This window comes from Pantoea sp. X85, assembly GCF_029623675.1.
Lineage (GTDB): Bacteria > Pseudomonadota > Gammaproteobacteria > Enterobacterales > Enterobacteriaceae > Pantoea > Pantoea leporis.
In genome coordinates this window covers 1826744-1847395 of sequence record NZ_CP121108.1, presented here as the reverse complement: position 1 = coordinate 1847395, position 20652 = coordinate 1826744, and the positions used below count along the sequence as shown (strand labels likewise).

The window sequence follows — 20652 nt, the reverse complement described above, 5'->3', positions numbered from 1 at the left end:
CGATTTTCGCATAGCAATAGGCAAAAATCTCGTGTTATCCGCGCCAGCTTGCTAGAATCGCCGCCTTTCGTTGCGCAACAGATTTTGCGCAGGCTGTAATTACAGCGTGATGAAGTGATTTTGCCTGCTTGAACATGCCGTTTTGCCCGCTTTTTTGGGCTGTAAAAGCATTAGCAGACGCAAACGTTTAACAATATACTTATCAGTAAGTTGCGATAAGCCCAGGAGCACCATTTTCATGGCAACAATTAAAGATGTCGCAAAACGCGCGGGTGTCTCAACCACCACGGTTTCGCATGTCATCAACAAAACGCGTTTCGTTGCGGAAGAGACGCGTAACGCCGTATGGGAAGCGATCAAAGAATTACACTACTCGCCGAGTGCCGTGGCGCGTAGTCTCAAAGTCAATCACACTAAAACCTTGGGTCTGCTGGCGACCTCCAGCGAAGCGCCCTACTTCGCTGAAATTATCGAAGCGGTGGAGAATCGCTGCTTCGAACGCGGCTATACGCTGATTCTCGGCAATGCGCACAACGATCTGCAAAAGCAGCGCGCTTACCTGTCGATGATGGCGCAAAAGCGCGTCGATGGTCTGCTGGTGATGTGTTCGGAATATCCAGACGATTTGCTGCAGATGCTGGAAGAGAACCGCAATATCCCCATGGTGGTGATGGATTGGGGTGCATCACGCGGTGATTTCACCGATACCGTGCAGGACAATGCATTTCAGGGCGGCTATCTCGCCGGGCGTTATCTGATTGAACGTGGCCATCGCGATATCGGTGCCATTCCTGGCCAAATGGAGCGCAACACCGGCGGTGGACGTCATGCTGGCTTCCTGCAGGCAATGAACGAAGCGGGCATTACGGTGCGTCCCGAGTGGGTGGTTCAGGGCGACTTTGAGCCTGAATCGGGCTATCTGGCGATGCAACAGATCTTAAATCAGAAACAGCGTCCAACCGCGGTGTTCTGCGGTGGCGATATCATGGCGATGGGCGCGATTTGCGCTGCTGATGAGATGGGTTTGCGCGTACCGCAGGATATCTCGGTGATTGGCTACGATAACGTGCGCAACGCGCGCTATTTCACACCAGCGCTCACCACCGTGCACCAGCCGAAAGCTGAACTAGGCGAAAAAGCGCTGGAGATGCTGCTGGATCGCATCACCAGCAAGCGCGAAGATCCGCAAACTATCGAAGTCCAGCCAACGCTGATTGAACGCCGTTCGGTGGCGTACGGTCCGTTCCGCGACTACCGCCGCTAAGCCGACACTTCGCTGAGCCATTCGTGGTTCAGCGTTTCCGCATCCCCGAGATAAGCCAGTAACCACGCCAGCGCCGGTGACGCGCGCTGTTCTGACCAGCTGACGCAGCACGGACTGTCCGGAAACGCCTGCGGTAGCGCCAGCTCGACCAGTTTTTGGCTGTCCAGCAGTGGACGCGCCAAATGGCCAGGCACCATGCCGACGCACAATCCTGCCAGCAAACAATCCATCCCGGTTTCCCACTCTGGCACCACCAACCGCCGCTGATTATCCAGCGTCCATGTCATACGGCGCGGTAACGCACGCGAGGTATCTTCCAGCACCAGCGATGGCCACGCCCGCAAGGTTTCATCATCCAGCTCCTTGCTGTTAACCAGCGGATGATCAGGGCTCACCACACAACGCCAGTTCAGCGCGCCCATATCCTGAAAGGCAAAACGTCCGCCCACCGGAATGGCCTGGGTTGCGCCAATCGCCACATCCACCCGACCATCAGCCAACGCATCCCACACGCCGTTGAACACTTCGTAGCTGATAATCAGCTCCATATCGGGAAAATGGCGATAGAAGTCCTTCACTAACTGTCGCGTGCGCTGCGGTTTTACAATGCAGTCAACCGCGATGCTCAACTCGCCGCGCCAGCCATTTGCCAGTTGCTGACACTGTCGGCGAGTGGCCAGCATTTTTTTGATAACAGATCGGCCTTCCCGCACAAAATGCTCGCCCGCCGCTGTCATCACCACTTCCCGATGCTGGCGCTCAAACAGCGGCACCGCCAGCCAGGTTTCCAGCTGGCGCACAGTATAACTGACGGCAGAGGGCACGCGATGCAGTTCCTGCGCTGCCGCGCTAAAACTGCCGGTGCGCGCTACTGCATCCACCACTTCAAGCGCATATTCTGACCACATAAATTTGCCTTCAAAAATTTTAACAGCACCATGCAAATATTAGCGTTTCACAAAGCGCGCCGCATCCTTTTACACTCCCCGGCGTTCACCCTGCCCAAAAGAGAATCAACATGTTGTCGTCTAAAGCATTTATGCCTTATCTCGCCGTGCTCAGCATGCTCGGCTTTCTTGCCACGGATATGTATTTGCCCGCCTTTGGCGATATGCAGCGTGATTTTGCTAGCGCACCCGGCACCATCAGCGCCAGCCTGAGTCTGTTTCTCGGCGGTTTTGCCTGTGCCCAGGTATTTTGGGGACCGCTATCAGATCGTTATGGACGTAAGCCGATTTTGCTGGCGGGCCTTGCCATCTTCGCCCTCGGTTGTCTGGGAATGCTGTGGGTGACCGATGTCCGCCTGATGCTGGCGCTGCGTTTTATGCAGGCGATTGGCGTGTGTGCGGCTGCCGTAAGCTGGCAGGCGCTGGTGGTGGATCACTACCCAAAAGCGAAAGCCAATAAAGTGTTTGCAACGATTATGCCGCTGGTTGCGCTGTCTCCGGCGCTGGCACCGCTGCTCGGCGCCTGGCTGATCGGCCACTTCCACTGGCGCAGCATCTTTATCACGCTGACGCTGGTTGCCGTAGTGTTGCTGATCGGTACGCTGCAGTTAACCTCACCTAAGCGCGAGAAAGTCGCCTCAGGCAAACAACCCGGCTGGTTGACTTTGCTAGGTACCCGCGTCTACAGCGGTAACGTCTTAATCTATTCGGCATGTTCGGCGAGCTTTTTCGCGTGGCTGACGGGCTCACCTTTCATTCTCGCCGCAGCTGGCCTGACGCCGGGCGATATTGGCCTGAGCTATATTCCGCAGACCATTGCGTTTCTGATTGGCGGCTTTGGCTGCCGCGCGCTGTTAAATCGTTATCAGGGCGCGCAACTGCTGCCGTGGTTGCTGGTGCTGTACAGTCTGAGCATCCTAAGTCTGTTTGTCATCGCCCTGATGCCTTCAGCGCCGCTGTTTGTGCTGCTGATGCCCTTCTGCGGCATGGCGCTGGCCAATGGCGCGATCTATCCGATTGTGGTGGCCAGCGCATTAGCGCCCTTCCCGCACGCCACCGGTAAAGCGGCAGGATTACAGAATTTATTCCAGTTAGGATTGTGCTTTGTCGCCAGCCTGCTGGTCTCCGCCGGCCTTGAGCAGGCGCTGTTCAACACCACATTAGTGATGGTGGCCACCGTGGTACTGGCGTGGGTGGGCTTTGTCTGCCAGCGATCGGCAAACGCACAAAGTGATATTGCCCACACTTCCCGTCCCTGCGAAGATAATCTCTAAGCCAACGCTTTTCGTTAGCAAACTAACGATAACCCGTTGAATATTGACCCGCGTGAGCATATACTCAGTGGGTCAGTAATTCTGTATTAAATCAATAATATAAATGTAATACCTTTAGCGACACTGTCGCGGGATGGCGTCTGCACGATACTCCAGTGCGGCGTCCAACTTTTCTATTCAAATTCATGCCTCTGTAAAACGTCGGATTTCTGGCGCACGGATTTTCCGTGAGTTCTCTCACAGGTCTTGGGAAATTGGCTATTCTTTTTCTCAGGTTCAGATCGGAAGGTGATGGAGAAGCTATGAGTTCATCTGTTATAGAAGAAGTGAGCCTTGAAGAAAACCACTGGTTTCGGATCGTCAATGAACTGCTAGAGCGTGCTGATATTGCAGTTAATGGCACTCGTCCCTGGGATATTCAGGTAAAGCATCCAGATTTTTTTAAACGCGTGCTCGAGGAAGGATCGCTCGGATTAGGTGAAAGTTACATGGATGGTTGGTGGGAGTGCGAACAGCTTGATATGTTCTTCCATCGCGTTTTAAAACACCATCTGGATAAACAATTACCGCGGCATTTTAAAGATACGTTGCGCATCGCGGCCGCGCGTCTTACTAATTTGCAATCGAAAAAACGCGCCTGGATTGTGGGTAAAGAGCATTACGACCTGGGTAATGATCTATTCTCACTGATGCTTGACCCCTATATGCAATATTCCTGCGGCTACTGGAAAGATGCTGATACGTTGGAAAACGCGCAGCAGGCCAAACTGGATATGATTTGCCGCAAGTTACAACTTGAACCGGGCATGACGCTGTTGGATATCGGTTGTGGCTGGGGCGGACTGGCGGAATATGCCGCACGCCATTATGGCGTCACGGTGCATGGCGTCACTATTTCTGCAGAGCAACAAAAACTGGCACAACAACGCTGTGAAGGACTGGATGTCACTATTTTACTGCAGGACTATCGCGACCTGAATAATCAATATGATCGCATTGTTTCTGTCGGAATGTTTGAACATGTCGGGCCGAAAAACTATGCCACTTATTTTGATGTTGCTGACCGCAATCTCAAACCAGACGGCATATTTTTACTGCACACCATTGGTGCCCTCACAACGGATATGAATGTCGATCCGTGGATTGATAAATATATCTTCCCGAACGGTTGTCTGCCGTCGGTCCGTCAAATCGCTGATGCCAGTGAGCCACATTTCGTCATGGAAGATTGGCACAACTTTGGCGCAGATTACGATACGACGTTAATGGCCTGGTATGAACGTTTTCAGGCGGCGTGGCCGCAGCTGGCTGAGAAATATGGCGAACGTTTTAAACGAATGTTCGACTATTATCTCAACGCCTGCGCCGGTGCGTTTCGTGCCCGTGATATTCAGCTGTGGCAGGTAGTATTCAGTCGTGGCAAGGACGGCGGATTACGCGTAGCGCGTTAATGAGCTTACAGAAATAAATCAAGGCGCCGCAGGGCGCCTTTTTTAGCGCCATTATTCTGCGCTGGCAATCTGCGCCAGTGCAGCGGCTTCACGCTGCGCTAATACGCGTTCAACGGTTTCCACAATGGCCTGCGTATGAGGATCAATCTCAATATTGACCTTCTGACCAAACTTCTTCGCGCCTAACGTGGTGCGCTCCAGCGTTTCCGGAATCAGATGCACACAGAACTTGCTTTTGGTAACGTCGCCAACGGTCAAACTAATTCCGTCGATACCCACAAAACCTTTATGCAGAATATATTTGATCTGCGTGGCGTCCTGTAATTTAAACCAGATTTCGCGGTTGTTTTCTGACTGGATGATTTTGCAGATTTCCGCCGTGGTCATAATATGGCCAGACATTAAATGGCCGCCAATTTCATCACTGAACTTCGCTGCACGCTCAATATTCACTACATCCCCGACCTGTAATTCACCCAGGTTGGTAATGCGCAATGTTTCTTTAATCAGATCGAAGCTAACCCGATCGCCATTAATCTCGGTCACAGTCAGGCAGCAACCGTTGTGGGCTACCGATGCGCCCAGCGCCAGTCCCGGTAACAGGTCATCCGGTAAGCGCACAATATGGGTACGAAACAGATCTTTCTCTTCAATGCCGACAATTTCTGCCGTGCCTTGCACAATTCCAGTAAACATAATCTTAGCCTCTGCAAAGTTTGCGTCAGTTTATCACAGCTTGTCGGCGGCAGCTTAATTTGGCGGAGTTCAAACTTTACACAAATTGCTAAACAAAATGCGATCAACGTTTGGCGGAAGCCAGCGCTGCCGCTACACTGTGCGCGCATTCTTTGGGGATTTCGCCCCGCTCTCTTCATTAATTAAGCAGGTGTAACGTGCAGAAGTATTTTACCGAAGCGCGTCAATTGCTGGCCCTCGCGATCCCCGTCATCCTTGCTCAGGTGGCCCAGACTGCGATGGGATTTGTAGATACTGTTATGGCCGGTGCGGTAAGCGCCACGGATATGGCCGCCGTCGCTGTCGGCACCTCTATCTGGCTTCCCGCCATTCTGTTTGGTCATGGTCTTCTACTGGCTTTGACGCCTACCGTTGCGCAACTCAACGGTTCAGGACGACGCGAACGTATCGCGGAACAAGTACGCCAGGGATACTGGATGGCAATCGGTGTTGCACTCCTGATTATGGTGGTGCTGTGGAACGCCGGTTATCTGATTAACACCATGCATGATATCGATCCTGAATTGGCCGCCAAAGCCGAAGGATACCTGCATGCGTTGCTGTGGGGCGCACCGGGTTACCTGCTGTTCCAGGTGATGCGCAACCAATGCGAAGGTTTGTCGAAAACCAAACCGGCGATGCTGCTCGGCTTCCTCGGCCTAATGGTGAACATTCCGCTCAACTATGTGTTCATTTACGGCCATTTTGGTATGCCGGCCTTAGGCGGCGTCGGCTGCGGCGTGGCGACGGCATCGGTCTATTGGGTGATGTTCCTGGTGATGCGCTTCTGGGTGAAACGCATGGCAAGCATGCGCGACATCCGTATGAAAACGCGCTGGTCTGCACCGTCACGTGCGATTTTGTCACGCCTGTTCACGCTGGGTTTGCCGGTGGCATTGGCGCTGTTCTTTGAGGTGACGCTGTTTGCCGTGGTGGCGCTGTTGGTATCACCGCTCGGTATCGTGAAAGTGGCCGGACACCAGATTGCACTCAACTTCAGTTCGCTGATGTTCGTGTTGCCGCTGTCGCTCGGCGTCGCCACTACCATTCGCGTTGGCTATCGGCTGGGACAAGGTTCGGCCGAACAGGCGCGCGTTGCTGCGTGGACCGGGCAAGGCGTCGGCATCAGCATGGCGGCCATCACCGCACTGTTTACCGTGATTTTCCGTCACGATATCGCTGGCCTGTACACGGCAAATCCAGAAGTCATTACCCTTGCGGCACAGCTAATGTTGCTGGCGGCGATTTATCAGTTCTCAGATTCAATTCAGGTGATTGGCAGCGGTATCTTGCGCGGTTATAAAGACACGCGCTCGATCTTCTTCATCACCTTTATCGCCTACTGGGTGCTGGGTTTGCCGGTGGGTTATGTACTGGCGATGACGGATTGGGTATTGCCGAAGTTGGGTCCCGCCGGTTTCTGGTGTGGCTTTATTATCGGCCTGACCTCCGCAGCGGTGATGATGATTTGGCGCATCCGTCGTTTGCAGCGCCTGCCTGCGCAGGTCATCCTGGCGCGCGCTGCGCGCTAAGTGGCTGGTAACGGCGAAAAAAACGACGCATAGCACAGTTGCTGGTCAGTCGTAGGGGAAAAACACTTTTTCCCCTTGCCAGCATCACGGCCTGCCGTTAATATTCGTCCCCGCTGTCGCCCTGACAGCGTGTTGCGCTCTTAGCTCAGTTGGTTAGAGCACCACCTTGACATGGTGGGGGTCGATGGTTCGAGTCCATTAGAGCGCACCAAGTGCGTCCGTAGCTCAGTTGGTTAGAGCACCACCTTGACATGGTGGGGGTCGGTGGTTCGAGTCCACTCGGACGCACCAATTTTGTGAATTTCCTCAATGCGCTCTTAGCTCAGTTGGTTAGAGCACCACCTTGACATGGTGGGGGTCGATGGTTCGAGTCCATTAGAGCGCACCACTCTGGTTTTATCTCCTTGCGCAACACCTTTTTCTTGATCTGCATCGTCTATATCGCGCCGCTTTTATATTGGTTTTCGCATACTTAGCGACTATACTATGCCGCGTTGTTCCACCTGAAAGGTTTCAGCGCTAACGTGCCTATGCAAACAACTCCAATGATTTGCGCAACACTGATCACTCAGTTCCCTCGCGTACTGCATAACTTCTCTGCACGCTTTGCTTTCGTCTCCTATTCTTATTTCTGTGAAATCCGATCCAACACCATAAATATTCTCACTTCGGTGCCGTGCGCATCGAATCCCGACCTTTATCATCCATCACAACTTATAGAAAACCTGACATGAAAAAGACCAAAATCGTTTGTACTATCGGTCCAAAAACCGAATCTGAAGAGATGCTGACCCAACTGCTGGAAGCGGGCATGAACGTGATGCGCCTTAACTTCTCGCACGGGGATTACGCTGAACATGGCCAACGCATTACCAACATGCGTGCCGTTATGGAAAAAACCGGTCGTCAGGCCGCTATTCTGCTGGACACCAAAGGTCCGGAAATTCGTACCATGAAATTGGAAGGCGGCAACGATGTGTCGTTGAAAGCCGGCCAGACCTTCACCTTCACCACCGATCAGTCAGTCATTGGTAACAGCGAACGTGTTGCCGTGACCTACGCCGGCTTCACTGAAGACCTGAAAATTGGTAACACCGTTCTGGTTGACGATGGCTTGATCGGTATGCAGGTCACAGAAGTGACTGAGAATTCAGTAATCTGTAAGGTCCTGAACAATGGCGATCTGGGTGAGAACAAGGGCGTTAACCTGCCAGGTGTCTCCATTCAGCTGCCTGCACTGGCGGAAAAAGATAAGCGCGACCTGATCTTTGGTTGCGAGCAGAACGTTGATTTCGTCGCCGCTTCGTTTATTCGTAAGCGTTCTGACGTGCTGGAAATCCGTGAGCACCTGAAAGCGCATGGCGGCGAGCATATCCAGATCATCTCGAAAATCGAGAACCAGGAAGGCCTGAACAACTTCGACGAGATCCTCGAAGCCTCAGACGGCATCATGGTTGCTCGTGGCGACCTCGGCGTTGAGATCCCGGTTGAGGAAGTGATCTTCGCGCAGAAGATGATGATTAAGAAATGTAATAAAGCACGCAAAGTGGTCATCACCGCGACGCAGATGCTGGATTCCATGATCAAGAACCCACGCCCTACCCGTGCGGAAGCCGGCGACGTGGCGAACGCCATCCTCGATGGTACCGATGCGGTCATGCTGTCTGGTGAGAGTGCTAAAGGTCGTTATCCACTGGAGTCGGTCACCATCATGGCGACCATCTGTGAGCGTACCGATCGCGTGATGAAATCGCGCATTGACTCGCTGCAGGACTCACGCAAGCTGCGCATCACCGAAGCGGTATGCCGCGGTGCCGTTGAGACTGCAGAGAAGCTGGAAGCACCACTGATTGTTGTAGCCACCGAAGGTGGTAAATCTGCTAAAGCTATCCGTAAGTATTTCCCGGATGCCACCATTCTGGCGCTCACCACCAACGAAACCACCGCTCGTCAGCTGATTCTGAGCAAAGGTATCGAAACTCATCTGGTGAGAGAAATTGCCTCAACTGATGATTTCTACCGCATTGGTAAGGAAATGGCGCTGGAAAGCGGATATGCGCAGAAAGGCGATGTGGTGGTAATGGTTTCAGGTGCATTAGTACCAAGCGGAACGACAAATACCGCGTCTGTACATGTAATCTGATTAGTAACTGAATTTTTATTTAAAAGCGCCTTTAAAGGCGCTTTTTTTATTGCAGAGGTAATACAAAAGCCAGAAATTTCCAATCGAAATTAACTATTCAAAATCTCGTATGATTAAGGTTAGTCCGATTAAATCTCTCTGTTTTAGCTAATTATTTTCATCATGTTCTGTTAAATGCTGTTTCTTTGAGCGAACGATCAAATTTAAGCATGTTCTCATCAAAAATTTATTCTCAACTCAAAAAGCTTTGTGTAATACTTGTAACGCTACATGGAGATTAACTCAATCTAGAGGGTATAAAGAATGAATCGCACTAAACTGGTACTGGGCGCTGTAATCCTGGCTTCAACTATGCTGGCTGGTTGCTCAAGCAACGCTAAAATCGACCAACTGTCTTCAGACGTTCAGACTCTGAACGCTAAAGTTGATCAGCTGAGCAACGACGTGAACGCAATCCGTTCTGACGTTCAGGCTGCTAAAGATGACGCAGCTCGTGCTAACCAGCGTCTGGACAACCAGGCTCACTCTTACCGTAAGTAAGAGTTCTGGTTTGAAAAATGGTGCCCATGTGGCACCATTTTTTTTGTCCTGATTCTGCGATGCTCTGGTCCGAATTCAGGGCTGCGCTACGGCCTCACCACGCTGCTCCATTGGTACTGCGCTTTCATCTGTCACCGGCTCACCGCTGCTCACTAATACCGGCATCCCGGAACGTCGGGCTATCGCTTCCTTGATCAACGCCGTATCACTCTTCTCGCTCTTCGAGAAGGCTTTCAGCTGCGCTGACTGCGCAATCGGCATGGTTTGCGGATCGTCCTTATCATTACGTGATAACGGCTGATGCACTTCAACGTAGCGCTTACCGTCGGGTTCTATCGCATATTTGATGGGCTGATTGATCACCTGCACCCGCGTCCCTTTCGGCACGCTGTTGAACAGCGCTTCAATATCATCCGGTCGCAGGCGAATGCAGCCAGAACTTACGCGCATGCCAATACCAAAGTCAGCATTGGTGCCGTGAATCAGATACTGACCGGTTCCACGCGCCAGACGCATCGCAAACAGCCCCATTGGGTTATCAGGCCCGGCTGGCACCACGCCCGGCAAGGTAATGCCCTCTTTGGCGTAGCGCTTGCGGATATTGGTGGTTGGCGTCCAGGTAGGATTCGGGATTTTCTGGCTGATGCTGGTGACCATGGTTGGCGTCATGGCGCCTAATTGACCGATCCCGATCGGATAGACGACCACACGATCTTCACCTTTCGGATAATAGTAAAGTCGCAGTTCCGCGAGGTTAATCACGATACCTTCCCGTGGTGCATCGGGTAGCAGCATCTGCAGTGGCACGGTTAATTGTGTGCCAGCCTTGGGCAGCCAGGGATCAACGCCTGGATTAGCTTCAAGCATGCCGAGCATGCCTATCTTATAACGTGCGGCAATGCTCTCCAGCGGCCGCTTGTCATCCGGCACGGTGGTCAGGGTGTTTTCGCCAATCAAACGGCTGTTATCGGCCGGTAGGGGATATTCCGTAGCAAATGCAGGTGCAGAGAGTCCGCAACAGGACAACAGCAATGCACCGGCTAAACGTAAGGCTGGTTTCATGCAATTTTCTCTTTGTCGGATAGAACAGACCCCGGTCAAGCCGGGGTCAGGAGAGTGTAACTTAGCTGAGGGTCTGAGCGTTATGCCGGATCGCGCGGATCATCGCTTCCAGCCCCTGCGAACGCGAGGGAGTGAGATGTGAGGTCAGCGCCAATTCGCCGAACCAGTGGCGCACATCGAGATCGAGAATCTCTGACGCCTTAAGCCCTTGATACAGGCTAAATACCACTGCAATCAACCCTTTAACGATGGCGGCATCGCTGTCGCCTTCGAGGGCGATGGTGCCATCGGCCTGCGGGGTCATGCGTATCCACACCTGGCTCTGACAACCTGAAATCACGTGTTCCGGCTGCTGTAAGCTTTCGGAGGATTCTGGTAATTTCCCACCGAGTTCAATAATGTAGAGGTACTTCTCTTCCCAGTTTGCGCAACGATTGAAGTTACGCACTAATCTCTCTTTATCTGGCAAATTCGCCATGAATCACTCCTGAAGTCTGCTCAACCGCCCAGCAGACGATGAATACGGGTCAAACCTGCGGCCAGACGATCGGCTTCTTCTTCGGTGTTGTACAGCGCGAAGGAGGCACGACACATGGCCGGCACCGCATAATGACGCATCAGCGGCATCGCACAGTGATGGCCGGTGCGGATCGCAATACCGTATTGATCAAGGAAACTGCCGACATCAAAGGCGTGATGGTTGCCGAGGTTGAAGGCCACCACGCCGCTGCGACTTTCCGGACCGTAAATCACCAGATCCGGCACTGAAGCCAGTTTATCCAGCGCATAACGCATCAGCATCGATTCGCGCTGATGAATCACGTCCAGGCCCAGTTCGCTGATCCACGTTAACGCCGCACCCAAACCAATGATGCCGCCGGTATTGGGCGTGCCCGCTTCGAAACGCCATGGCGTAGTGTTAAAGGTGGTGCCGGTTGGCAGCACAACCTCCGAAATCATCGAACCGCCGCCTTCCCAGGGTGGCATGATCTCCTGCAACGCTTTACGCGCATACAGCACACCAATGCCAGTTGGACCATAAATTTTATGGCCAGAGAAAGCGTAGAAATCGCAGTCAATATCCTGCACATCCACCGTGTGATGCATCACCGCCTGCGCGCCATCCACCAACGTAATCACACCAGCGGCTTTCGCTTGTGCCACGATAGTTTTTACGGGATTGACGGTGCCGAGCACGTTAGAAACGTGGGTGACCGCCAGCAAACGGGTGCGGCTATCAATCAAGCCGCTCAGCTGTTCCAGCGCCAGCTCGCCCTGCGCATTCAGCGGCAAAACGCGAATTTCTGCGCCGGTACGCTGCGCCACTATTTGCCACGGCACGATGTTAGCGTGATGCTCCATCTCGGTGACGATGATGTTGTCGCCCGGCTGCAACTGACTGCCGCCCCAACTGTTCGCCACCAGATTGATGGCTTCCGTGGTGCCTTTGACGAAAATAATCTCTTCTGGCGAAGCGGCGTTAAGAAAACGCGCTGCCTGATGACGTACGTTCTCCATGTCGGTGGTCGCCTGCGCGCTCAACGAATGGATACCACGGTGCACGGCCGCATAGCCGTGCTGGTAGAAATAACTTTCCGCATTGATGACCGCGAGCGGGCGCTGTGCGCTGGCCGCGCTATCAAGGTAGGCCAGCGGATGTCCGTTGACCTCACGTTTCAGAATCGGAAATTCCGCTCTGATGCGTTCGAGATCGAAACTCATGACTCAACTCCCGGGATGCGCGCGGCAATGCGCTGCAGCACCACCTGACGCAATACCGGATTTTCCAGCGTTTCGGTGAGTTCAGCGGCAAAGGCATGGATGATCATACGCTGTGCGGCAGTCTCATCGATGCCGCGCGAGCGCAGGTAGAACATCTGCTCTTCATCAATACGACCAATGGTCGCACCGTGGCTGCACTTCACGTCATCCGCATAGATTTCCAGCTGCGGCTTGGTGTCCACTTCAGCCAGACGGCCCAGCAACAGGTTGTTGTTAGTCATCTGTCCATCGGTTTTCAGCGCGTGCTGCGCCACTTTGATCATGCCGTTGAACACCGCACGACCTTTATCGCGCGCGATGACTTTATGCATTTGACGGCTGGTGCAGTAGCCTTTGTTGTGTTCCAGATAGCTGCGGGTATCGCACACTTCCTGATTCACCGGCAACGACAAGCTGTTGATCGCCAGATTGGTATTTTCGCCATTCAGCTGCGCGCTGGTGTTGTGACGCGATAAGCCCGCACCCAGCAGGAAGCTGGTAGTGGCCACATTCGCATCGCGGCCCATCACCACATCATTGTGCGCGAAGTGGTAAGCCTCCTCGCTCTCAAATGACAGTTTGATGTGCTGCAGTTTGGCATTGTCGGCCACGTCGAAAGTGAAACGCGCGCCGGTAAAGTGCGCCACGTCATTCAGCGTGACATAGTGCTCAATCACTTCCGCTTCTGCGCTGGCTTCCAGCTGCAGATGGTGGCGATGGTGCACGGTGTTAGTGCCCGCATCCTGACCGCTGGTGATGTGCAACAGATAAAGCGGTTTAGCCGCTGATTTACCACGCGCCAGACGAATTGTCGTGGCTTCTTCTGCCAGACTTTCAGTCAGATGCAGGAACACTTCCGGCTGAATCGGTGCCGGTAGCGGACGACGCTCAGAAGCCTGCGCATGCTGAATTTCAAACAGGCCGGTATCACGGCTGCTCAATTCAGCCTGAAAACGACCGTCAACAAACACCAAACGCACCGCATCAACCGGCAGCGCCAGCGCTTCAACTTGTTCCGCGCTCACTTCCTGCGGCTGCGGCAGCACAAACTGCTGCGCCAACAGGCCATCAAGCGGCGTGTATTTCCAGTTTTCATGCTTACGCGTCGGCAGGCCGACACGCATCAGTTGCTGCCAGTGCTGCTGCGCCTGCAAAGAACGTACGTCACCGCGCGATTCAAACAGATGATGCCACTGCTGCAGGGCGTTATCACTCTTGGTCGGTAAGCCAGCCATAGCCTTGCTCCTCCAACTGTTTCACCAGCGAGAAGTCGCCAGATTTAACGATCTTGCCCTGATACAGCACATGTACGTGGTCTGGCTTGATGTAATCCAGAATACGCTGGTAGTGCGTCACGATGATGAATGAACGCTTACCGTCGCGCAGGCTGTTTACGCCTTCTGCCACGATTTTCAGCGCATCGATATCCAGACCGGAGTCGGTTTCATCAAGGATGCACAGCTCAGGTTCCAGTGCCGCCATCTGCAGGATGTCGTTACGCTTCTTCTCACCACCAGAGAAGCCCACGTTCACTGAACGGGTCAGCAAATCTTCTGGCATCTTCAGCAGCTGGATTTTATCTTCGATGAAATCCTGGAAGTCGAAACGGTCCAGCGGCTCCTGCTCACGGTATTTACGTACCGCGTTGACCGAGGTCTGCAGGAAAAACTGGTTGCTGACGCCCGGAATTTCTACCGGATACTGGAACGCCATGAAGATGCCTTCACCGGCACGCTCTTCTGGCTCAAGCTCCAGCAGGTCTTTGCCCTTGAAGGTGACAGAACCGCCAGTGACTTCGTAATCTTCACGGCCAGCCAGCGTTGCAGACAGGGTACTTTTACCTGAACCGTTCGGTCCCATGATGGCGTGGACTTCGCCCGGTTTCACTTCGAGGTTCAGACCGCGCAAAATCTCTTTGTCTTCAACGCTAACCTGCAAATCTTTAATGCTTAACATACTCTTTCCTTCACATTGCTTCCGGCAACGGGCATCAGCCCACACTGTGCTCAAGGCTGATAGCTAACAATTTTTGCGCTTCCACGGCGAATTCCAGTGGCAGCTCGGAGAAAACGTCTTTGCAGAAGCCGTTGACGATCATTGAGATCGCATCTTCTTCGCTGATGCCACGCTGCAGGCAGTAGAACATCTGATCTTCACCGATGCGCGAGGTGGTGGCTTCGTGCTCCAGATGGGCGGTGTTGTTGCGCGTTTCCACATATGGGAAGGTGTGCGCACCGCACTCGGCACCAATCAGCATCGAGTCACACTGGGTGAAGTTACGCGCGTTGGTCGCGGTTGGCATAATTTTCACCAGGCCACGATAGGTGTTCTGACTCTTACCGGCAGAGATACCTTTGGAGATGATGGTCGACTTGGTGTTTTTACCGATGTGAATCATCTTGGTACCGGTATCCGCCTGCTGGCGGCCTGCGGTCAGTGCGACCGAGTAGAACTCACCGATCGAGTAATCACCGCGCAGAATGCAGCTTGGATATTTCCAGGTGATCGCCGAACCGGTCTCAGACTGTGTCCAGGACATCTTGCTGTGATCGCCTTCGCACAGAGCACGTTTGGTCACGAAGTTGAGGATACCGCCCTCGCCTTCGCCGCCTGGGAACCAGTTCTGTACGGTGGAGTATTTCACTTCAGCGTTTTTATGGATGATCACTTCTACCACTGCGGCGTGCAGCTGATAGGTGTCACGCACAGGCGCAGAGCAACCTTCGATGTAGCTGACGTAGCTGTCTTCATCGGCGATCAAAATGGTGCGCTCGAACTGACCAGTTTTTGCCGCGTTGATGCGGAAATAGGTCGACAGCTCCATCGGGCAACGTACGCCTTTCGGGATATAAACGAAGGTACCGTCAGAGGCCACAGCGGAGTTCAGCGCAGCGAAGAAGTTATCGTTTGGCGGCACGACGGTGCCGAGATACTTCTGCACCAGCTCAGGGTGATCGTGAATCGCTTCGCCGAACGAGCAGAAGATGATGCCCTGCTCCGCCAGCTTGCCGCGATAGGTGGTTGAAACGGAGACGGAGTCGAAAATCGCATCCACCGCCACTTCACGACCTTCACGCACCGGAACGCCTAACTGGTTGAACGCGTCTTCCACTTCCTTCGTCAGGTAGTCGCTGGACGCGACGCTGCCGGAGGTTTGCGTGGCACCGGGTTCAGAAGCACAGCTGTCATCGCAGTTGCCGCAGGACGGCGCGGAATAATAGCTGTAATCCTGATAATCCAGTTTCTCGTAGTGCGCTTTCAGCCAGTGCGGCTCTTCCATTTGCTCCCAGGCGCGGAACGCCTTGAGACGGAATTCAAGCATCCATTCAGGTTCGTTACGTTTAGCCGAAATGGCGCGCACCACATCTTCATTGATGCCGTGGGCAAATTCTTCAGTTTGTAACTGGGTAAAGAAGCCCTCTTTATAGTTGAGCTTACCTTCCCACATTTGTACATCGTCAGATGCTTCGCTGTGTCGTGACATATTTCACTTACTCGACGCCAAAGCTTTCACCGCACCCGCAGGCGTGTTGAGCTTTAGGGTTGTTGAATTTAAAAACCTGGTTAAGACCTTCGCGGACATAATCCAGCTCGGTACCGTCAACAAACGGCATCGCCTGAAGTGGCACAAACAGTTTTGCGCCGAATTGCTCAAACTGCAGGTCGTCATCGGCAGGATCTTTCACCAGGTCCATAACGTACCCAAAACCGGCACAGCCGGACGTTTTCACACCCAGTTTCAAGCCCTTGACTTCAGGGTCTTGTTCTACCAGGTTAAGAATCTGTTTCGCTGCCGATTCGGTCAGCGTGAGCCCTTTCCAGACGAAATCTTCGGGTGAAAAAGAGTCGGCATTTACTGATGACATTGTGCTACCTCATATGTCTGGGCCTTTTCAGGCTATCCCCCTATGGTAGTGATATCAGATATCACTTCAACCTCTTGTTTTGCAGGGATAATCATCTCGTGCTGTTTTTTACTGCTGCTTTATTAAGCATAGTCGCTTCAAAGCAGATTGACGGCAGCATTCCCGTGCGCGCCTGACCAACGTAACCCGTTAAATTTTCGTAAAATTTTCCAAAACCAATTTTACGTTTCCATCCTGATTGATAGGTTACGCCTTTCTACTATGTAAAGAAATTGTTATTGCCGATTTTAGTAACAGGCAGAGGAAATCAATAAAATTTCACAGCGGGAATTGCATTCCTGACGCGGTTTAATATGATAATGATTATCATTAACCTAAAAAGGTGGCGATATGACGCTTACCGTCTCAGCCTGGTTACAACATAAAATCGACGAGTATAAGTTTTCGGTGCGTGATATCACCGTTGACTTCTACATGGCTCAGGCAAAGCTCAACCGCACTGATTGCACGCTCGACCAACTGCGTCGCTTTAACGACACCTGTCTTGATATGGCAGAAATCTGCGAAATCAATGGCGACGATCACAGCTTTCTGCATGCCATGGGCAAGCTCCATCATCGCTTAGTGCAGGAGATGGGCAATGCCGATCGTGACCGTTTGTTCCGGATTCAGGCCTATCAACTGGCGCGCCTGTCATTAACACGCTTGTGTCATCAACTGGCGCTCAGCGGCGAGTGGGATCAAGCCACCCGCCTGCAGAGTGATTTTGTTCGCCACGCAGGCTGGATATTCTAATCCAGCTTTGTGACGTCTCCTACAATTTGTTTACATCATTTCCAGTAATGCTTGCAGTGGATGACGCATGCCATTGCCTTCTGCGCGTTTTACCTGGCTACGACACGAAAAACCGGTTGCCAGACAGCGCTGACGCGGCAGCTTTTGCAATTGCGGATGCCAGGACAGCTCATAAATCCCCAGCGAATTCTCCAGGTTTACGCTTTCATGGCCATAGGTTCCCGCCATTCCGCAGCAGCCCACATTGACGTTTTCAAGCTTCGCACCAAAGCGCGCAAAAATGCTCTGCCACTGATTCGGCGTGGACGGTAGCGCGGTCACTTCGGTGCAGTGCGCAAACAGATACCAGGCTTCGCCGCTGGCGGTTTGCTCCGCACGTGCCGACAAGGCGGTTTGCAGCCACTCATGCACCAGCTGCACGTTAAACTCGCCGCGCTGCTCGCCCAGCACCTGATGGTACTCATCGCGGTAACAGAGCACGGTCGCCGGATCGACACCGACCATCGGCATGCCCAGTTTTGCCACGCGATTGAGAAAATCAGCGGTTTTGCTGGCGGTGCGCGCAAAGCGCTGCAGGAAGCCTTTCACATGCTGCGCCTTGCCATTCGGTGAGAACGGCAGCAGCACCGGACGATAACCGAGTTTCTCAATCAGCTTGACGAAATCGGTGACCAGCTGTGCTTCGTAATAGCTGGTAAAGGGATCTTGTACCACCAGCACGCAGTTTTCGCGTTGCGCTGCATCCAGCGCTTCTAACTGCTCCAGCGTCAGGTTCATCGCCGGATGGCCGCCTAACTGCTGCTTGAGGCTCGGCGATGACAGCAGCGGCAAATCCACCATGCCGATATGCTTTTTGCTCAGCTCGCGCATCCACGGCTGCTTGAGGAAAAAGTTGAACACCTTAGGCGCTTTGGCCATCAGCGGCGCGTAACTCTCCACGGTGGCTACCAGATGATCGCTCATCGGGCGCAGATAGCGGGTGTGATACAGCTGCAGGAAGCGTGAACGGAAGTTCGGCACATCGATCTTGATTGGGCACTGCGTCGAGCAGGCTTTACACGCCAGGCAGCCCGACATCGCCTCTTTCACTTCGTGTGAGAAGTCATATTCGCCCTGATTTGCGTGCCAGGTATTACGCGTGCGCTGAATCAGCGTACGCAAGCTGGCGCCCTGTTTCGGCAGCGCCTGCTCAAGTTGGGTAGGATCCACGCCCTGCTCGGAGAGCAAACGCAGCCATTCACGCGTGAGTGTGGCGCGCCCTTTCGGCGAGTGAATGCGGTTGCGGGTAATTTTCATCGACGGGCACATTGGGCTACGTGCATCGAAGTTGAAGCACAAACCGTTGCCATTACACTCCATCGCACCGCGCCACTCGTTGCGCACCGTAACCGGAATCTGCCGATCGTAGGTGCCGCGTTTCACCGCATCAACCTGCATCATCGGTTCATCACTGCCGAGCGGCGTACAGATTTTGCCGGGATTCATGCGGTTGTCAGGATCGAACGCGGCTTTGATGCGGCGCAGCTCATTGAATAACGTTTCGCCAAAGAATTCCGGGCTGTACTGCGCGCGAAAACCTTTGCCGTGCTCGCCCCACAATAAACCGCCGTAGCGCGCGGTCAGCGCCACCACTTCATCAGAGATCTGCTTCATCAGCAGCTCCTGCTGCGGATCGCACATATCCAGCGCCGGACGCACATGTAGCACACCCGCATCCACGTGCCCAAACATGCCGTAGCTCAGGCCGTGGCTGTCGAGCAGCGCGCGAAAATCGACGATGTAATCCGCCAGCTGTTCTGGCGGCACCGCGGTGTCTTCCACAAACGGAATCGGCTTGGCGCGCCCTTTGGCGTTCCCCAGCAGGCCAACCGCTTTTTTGCGCATATTATAGATGCGCTCAATGCCGCCTAAATCGTCACACAGTTGATAGCCAATCACGCCGCCCAACTGCTGCTGCATCAGCTCATCTAAGCGCTGACATAGCGTGCTGATCTGCTGCTCAATCAGTTCGCCATCATCACCTGCAAACTCCACGATGTTGAGCCCCAGCAACTGTTTATCTGGCACATCGGTAATCAATTCATTTACCGAATGCCAGACGATATCTTCTCGCGCCAGATTCAGGACTTTCGAGTCAACGGTTTCCACCGACAGCGCTTTGGCTTCTACCATAAAAGGGGCGTTTCGCAGGGCCGAGTCGAACGAATCGTATTTGATGTTGACCAGACGGCGCACTTTAGGGATGGGCGTGATGTCGAGGCGCGCTTCGGTAATAAAGGCCAATGTGCCTTCCGCGCCGCACAGCAAACGCGTCAAATCAAACGTCTGCAAATCGTCGCTGAACACATGACGCAGATCGTAGCCGGTCAGGAAGCGATTGAGCTTGGGGAATTTCTCCAGAATCAGATCGCGCTGTTCGCGGCAGCGACTCAACACCAGCTGGTAAATGCGCCCTTCCGTGGTCGGCGTGCTGGCCAGCTGTTCCGCCAGTTCAGTCGGGATGGCGCGCGTATCAAGGATATCGCCACCCAGCAGCACTGCACGCAGGCCTTCAACATGATCGGAGGTTTTGCCATACACCAGCGAACCCTGGCCTGAAGCATCGGTGTTGATCATGCCGCCGAGCGTGGCGCGGTTGCTGGTGGAGAGCTCCGGCGAGAAGAAGAAGCCATACGGCTTGAGCCACGCATTGAGCTGATCTTTCACCACACCCGCTTCAACCCGCACCCAACCTTGCTCGGTGTTGATTTCCAGGATGCGGTTCATGTAGCGCGACATATCCACCACGATGCCCTGATTCAGCGACTGTCCGTTGGTGCCGGTGCCGCCACCGCGTGGCGTAAACACCAGGCTGGTAAAACGGGTTTCACCGGCAAGGCGCGCAATCAACGCCACATCCGCCGTCGAGCGCGGAAACAGCGCCGCATCAGGCAGCAGCTGATAAATACTGTTGTCGGTGGCAAGCGAGAGGCGATCGGCATAGCTGGTGGCGGTATCGCCGGTAAAGCCTTGCTCTTTCAAGGACTGCAGGAATGTCAGCACCAGTTGAACGAGGCCCGGTGCCTGAGAAATCTGTGGGATCATTATTGAGTGACCGAGATGTTGTAAACGTTTGCGTCGTGATTTTTTTCAGCCCTTGGTTTTATCATACTTTTCTGCTGGCTGCTGTTTTTTCAGGAAAGCGCGCCGCCGTCGCTGCTTTTCCTGTTTAATTTTCAGGAAATAGATCATCATTAATCAGGGCTGTTCAGCCCCACTCTGAAGGATTCAATCGAGGTTAAC

The 20652-nt window shown here is 53.5% G+C and carries 17 protein-coding genes and 3 tRNA genes; 10 read left to right on the top strand and 10 right to left on the bottom strand.

Going from position 1 to position 20652, the window contains the following annotated elements; all coding sequences use genetic code 11:
• Positions 1–238: 238 nt before the first annotated feature.
• On the top strand, positions 239–1264 hold the full coding sequence (gene purR / locus P6287_RS08625) for an HTH-type transcriptional repressor PurR (RefSeq protein WP_101764549.1): 1026 nt from the start codon (positions 239–241) through the stop codon (positions 1262–1264).
• Here the strand turns inward: purR and punR are convergent.
• The gene (punR, locus tag P6287_RS08620) at positions 1261–2172 is read right to left on the bottom strand and encodes a DNA-binding transcriptional activator PunR (RefSeq protein WP_101764625.1); all 912 of its coding nucleotides are present in this window, start codon (positions 2170–2172) and stop codon (positions 1261–1263) included. The genes purR and punR overlap by 4 nt on opposite strands.
• Before the next feature lie 110 nt (positions 2173–2282).
• Here punR and punC point away from each other — a divergent pair, with 110 nt between their 5' ends.
• Positions 2283–3485: a purine nucleoside transporter PunC gene (punC, locus tag P6287_RS08615; protein ID WP_210081603.1), complete on the top strand. Its 1203-nt coding sequence runs from the start codon at positions 2283–2285 to the stop codon at positions 3483–3485.
• Between the two features lie 302 nt (positions 3486–3787).
• Positions 3788–4936 carry a cyclopropane fatty acyl phospholipid synthase gene (gene cfa / locus P6287_RS08610; RefSeq protein ID WP_110866031.1) on the top strand — a complete coding sequence of 383 codons (1149 nt, stop codon included), beginning with the start codon at positions 3788–3790 and terminating at the stop codon, positions 4934–4936.
• 51 nt (positions 4937–4987) lie between these two features.
• On the opposite strand, the gene P6287_RS08605 is transcribed toward cfa, so the two are convergent.
• The gene (locus P6287_RS08605; RefSeq protein ID WP_101764552.1) at positions 4988–5632 is read right to left on the bottom strand and encodes a riboflavin synthase subunit alpha; all 645 of its coding nucleotides are present in this window, start codon (positions 5630–5632) and stop codon (positions 4988–4990) included.
• Between the two features lie 197 nt (positions 5633–5829).
• On the opposite strand from P6287_RS08605, the gene P6287_RS08600 reads away from it, so the two are divergent.
• From P6287_RS08600 to P6287_RS08575, 6 genes are all read left to right on the top strand, one after another.
• On the top strand, positions 5830–7203 hold the full coding sequence (locus P6287_RS08600) for an MATE family efflux transporter (protein WP_222233545.1): 1374 nt from the start codon (positions 5830–5832) through the stop codon (positions 7201–7203).
• 134 nt (positions 7204–7337) lie between these two features.
• Positions 7338–7414: transfer RNA gene (locus P6287_RS08595), tRNA-Val, on the top strand.
• Positions 7415–7417: 3 nt separating this feature from the next.
• Positions 7418–7494, top strand: a tRNA-Val gene (locus P6287_RS08590).
• Between the two features lie 20 nt (positions 7495–7514).
• Positions 7515–7591 (top strand) — tRNA-Val (locus P6287_RS08585).
• Positions 7592–7933: 342 nt separating this feature from the next.
• A complete protein-coding gene (pykF, locus tag P6287_RS08580) occupies positions 7934–9346 on the top strand; it encodes a pyruvate kinase PykF (protein WP_277974793.1) in 1413 nt (470 codons plus the stop codon).
• Between the two features lie 303 nt (positions 9347–9649).
• The gene (locus P6287_RS08575) at positions 9650–9886 is read left to right on the top strand and encodes a major outer membrane lipoprotein (RefSeq protein ID WP_007892735.1); all 237 of its coding nucleotides are present in this window, start codon (positions 9650–9652) and stop codon (positions 9884–9886) included.
• Between the two features lie 75 nt (positions 9887–9961).
• On the opposite strand, the gene P6287_RS08570 is transcribed toward P6287_RS08575, so the two are convergent.
• The 7 genes from P6287_RS08570 to sufA all read right to left on the bottom strand — a co-directional run bounded on the left by P6287_RS08570 (position 9962) and on the right by sufA (position 16575).
• Entirely contained in the window at positions 9962–10948 is a 987-nt protein-coding gene (locus P6287_RS08570) for a L,D-transpeptidase family protein (RefSeq protein WP_101764555.1), read from the bottom strand.
• 61 nt (positions 10949–11009) lie between these two features.
• On the bottom strand, positions 11010–11426 hold the full coding sequence (gene sufE, locus P6287_RS08565) for a cysteine desulfuration protein SufE (RefSeq protein ID WP_101764556.1): 417 nt from the start codon (positions 11424–11426) through the stop codon (positions 11010–11012).
• A 20-nt stretch (positions 11427–11446) separates the two neighbouring features.
• Positions 11447–12670 (bottom strand): cysteine desulfurase SufS, encoded by a 1224-nt coding sequence (gene sufS, locus P6287_RS08560; RefSeq protein WP_277974792.1) that lies wholly within the window; start codon positions 12668–12670, stop codon positions 11447–11449.
• Positions 12667–13944 carry a Fe-S cluster assembly protein SufD gene (gene sufD / locus P6287_RS08555; protein ID WP_277974791.1) on the bottom strand — a complete coding sequence of 426 codons (1278 nt, stop codon included), beginning with the start codon at positions 13942–13944 and terminating at the stop codon, positions 12667–12669. The genes sufS and sufD overlap by 4 nt, the downstream gene beginning before the upstream one ends.
• Positions 13919–14665: a Fe-S cluster assembly ATPase SufC gene (sufC, locus tag P6287_RS08550; RefSeq protein WP_008102973.1), complete on the bottom strand. Its 747-nt coding sequence runs from the start codon at positions 14663–14665 to the stop codon at positions 13919–13921. Before sufC ends, sufD begins: the two co-directional genes overlap by 26 nt.
• 34 nt (positions 14666–14699) lie before the next feature.
• Positions 14700–16193 (bottom strand): Fe-S cluster assembly protein SufB, encoded by a 1494-nt coding sequence (gene sufB, locus P6287_RS08545; protein WP_101764559.1) that lies wholly within the window; start codon positions 16191–16193, stop codon positions 14700–14702.
• A gap of 7 nt (positions 16194–16200) precedes the next feature.
• Positions 16201–16575, bottom strand: coding sequence for a Fe-S cluster assembly scaffold SufA (gene sufA, locus P6287_RS08540; protein WP_277974790.1), 375 nt, complete (start codon positions 16573–16575; stop codon positions 16201–16203).
• Positions 16576–16965: 390 nt separating this feature from the next.
• Here sufA and P6287_RS08535 point away from each other — a divergent pair, with 390 nt between their 5' ends.
• Complete coding sequence (locus tag P6287_RS08535) at positions 16966–17370, top strand: hypothetical protein (RefSeq protein WP_101764560.1); 405 nt, start codon at positions 16966–16968, stop codon at positions 17368–17370.
• Positions 17371–17400: 30 nt separating this feature from the next.
• Here the strand turns inward: P6287_RS08535 and P6287_RS08530 are convergent, their stop codons facing one another.
• A complete protein-coding gene (locus tag P6287_RS08530; RefSeq protein ID WP_277974789.1) occupies positions 17401–20454 on the bottom strand; it encodes an FAD-binding and (Fe-S)-binding domain-containing protein in 3054 nt (1017 codons plus the stop codon).
• Between the last annotated feature and the right edge of the window lie 198 nt (positions 20455–20652).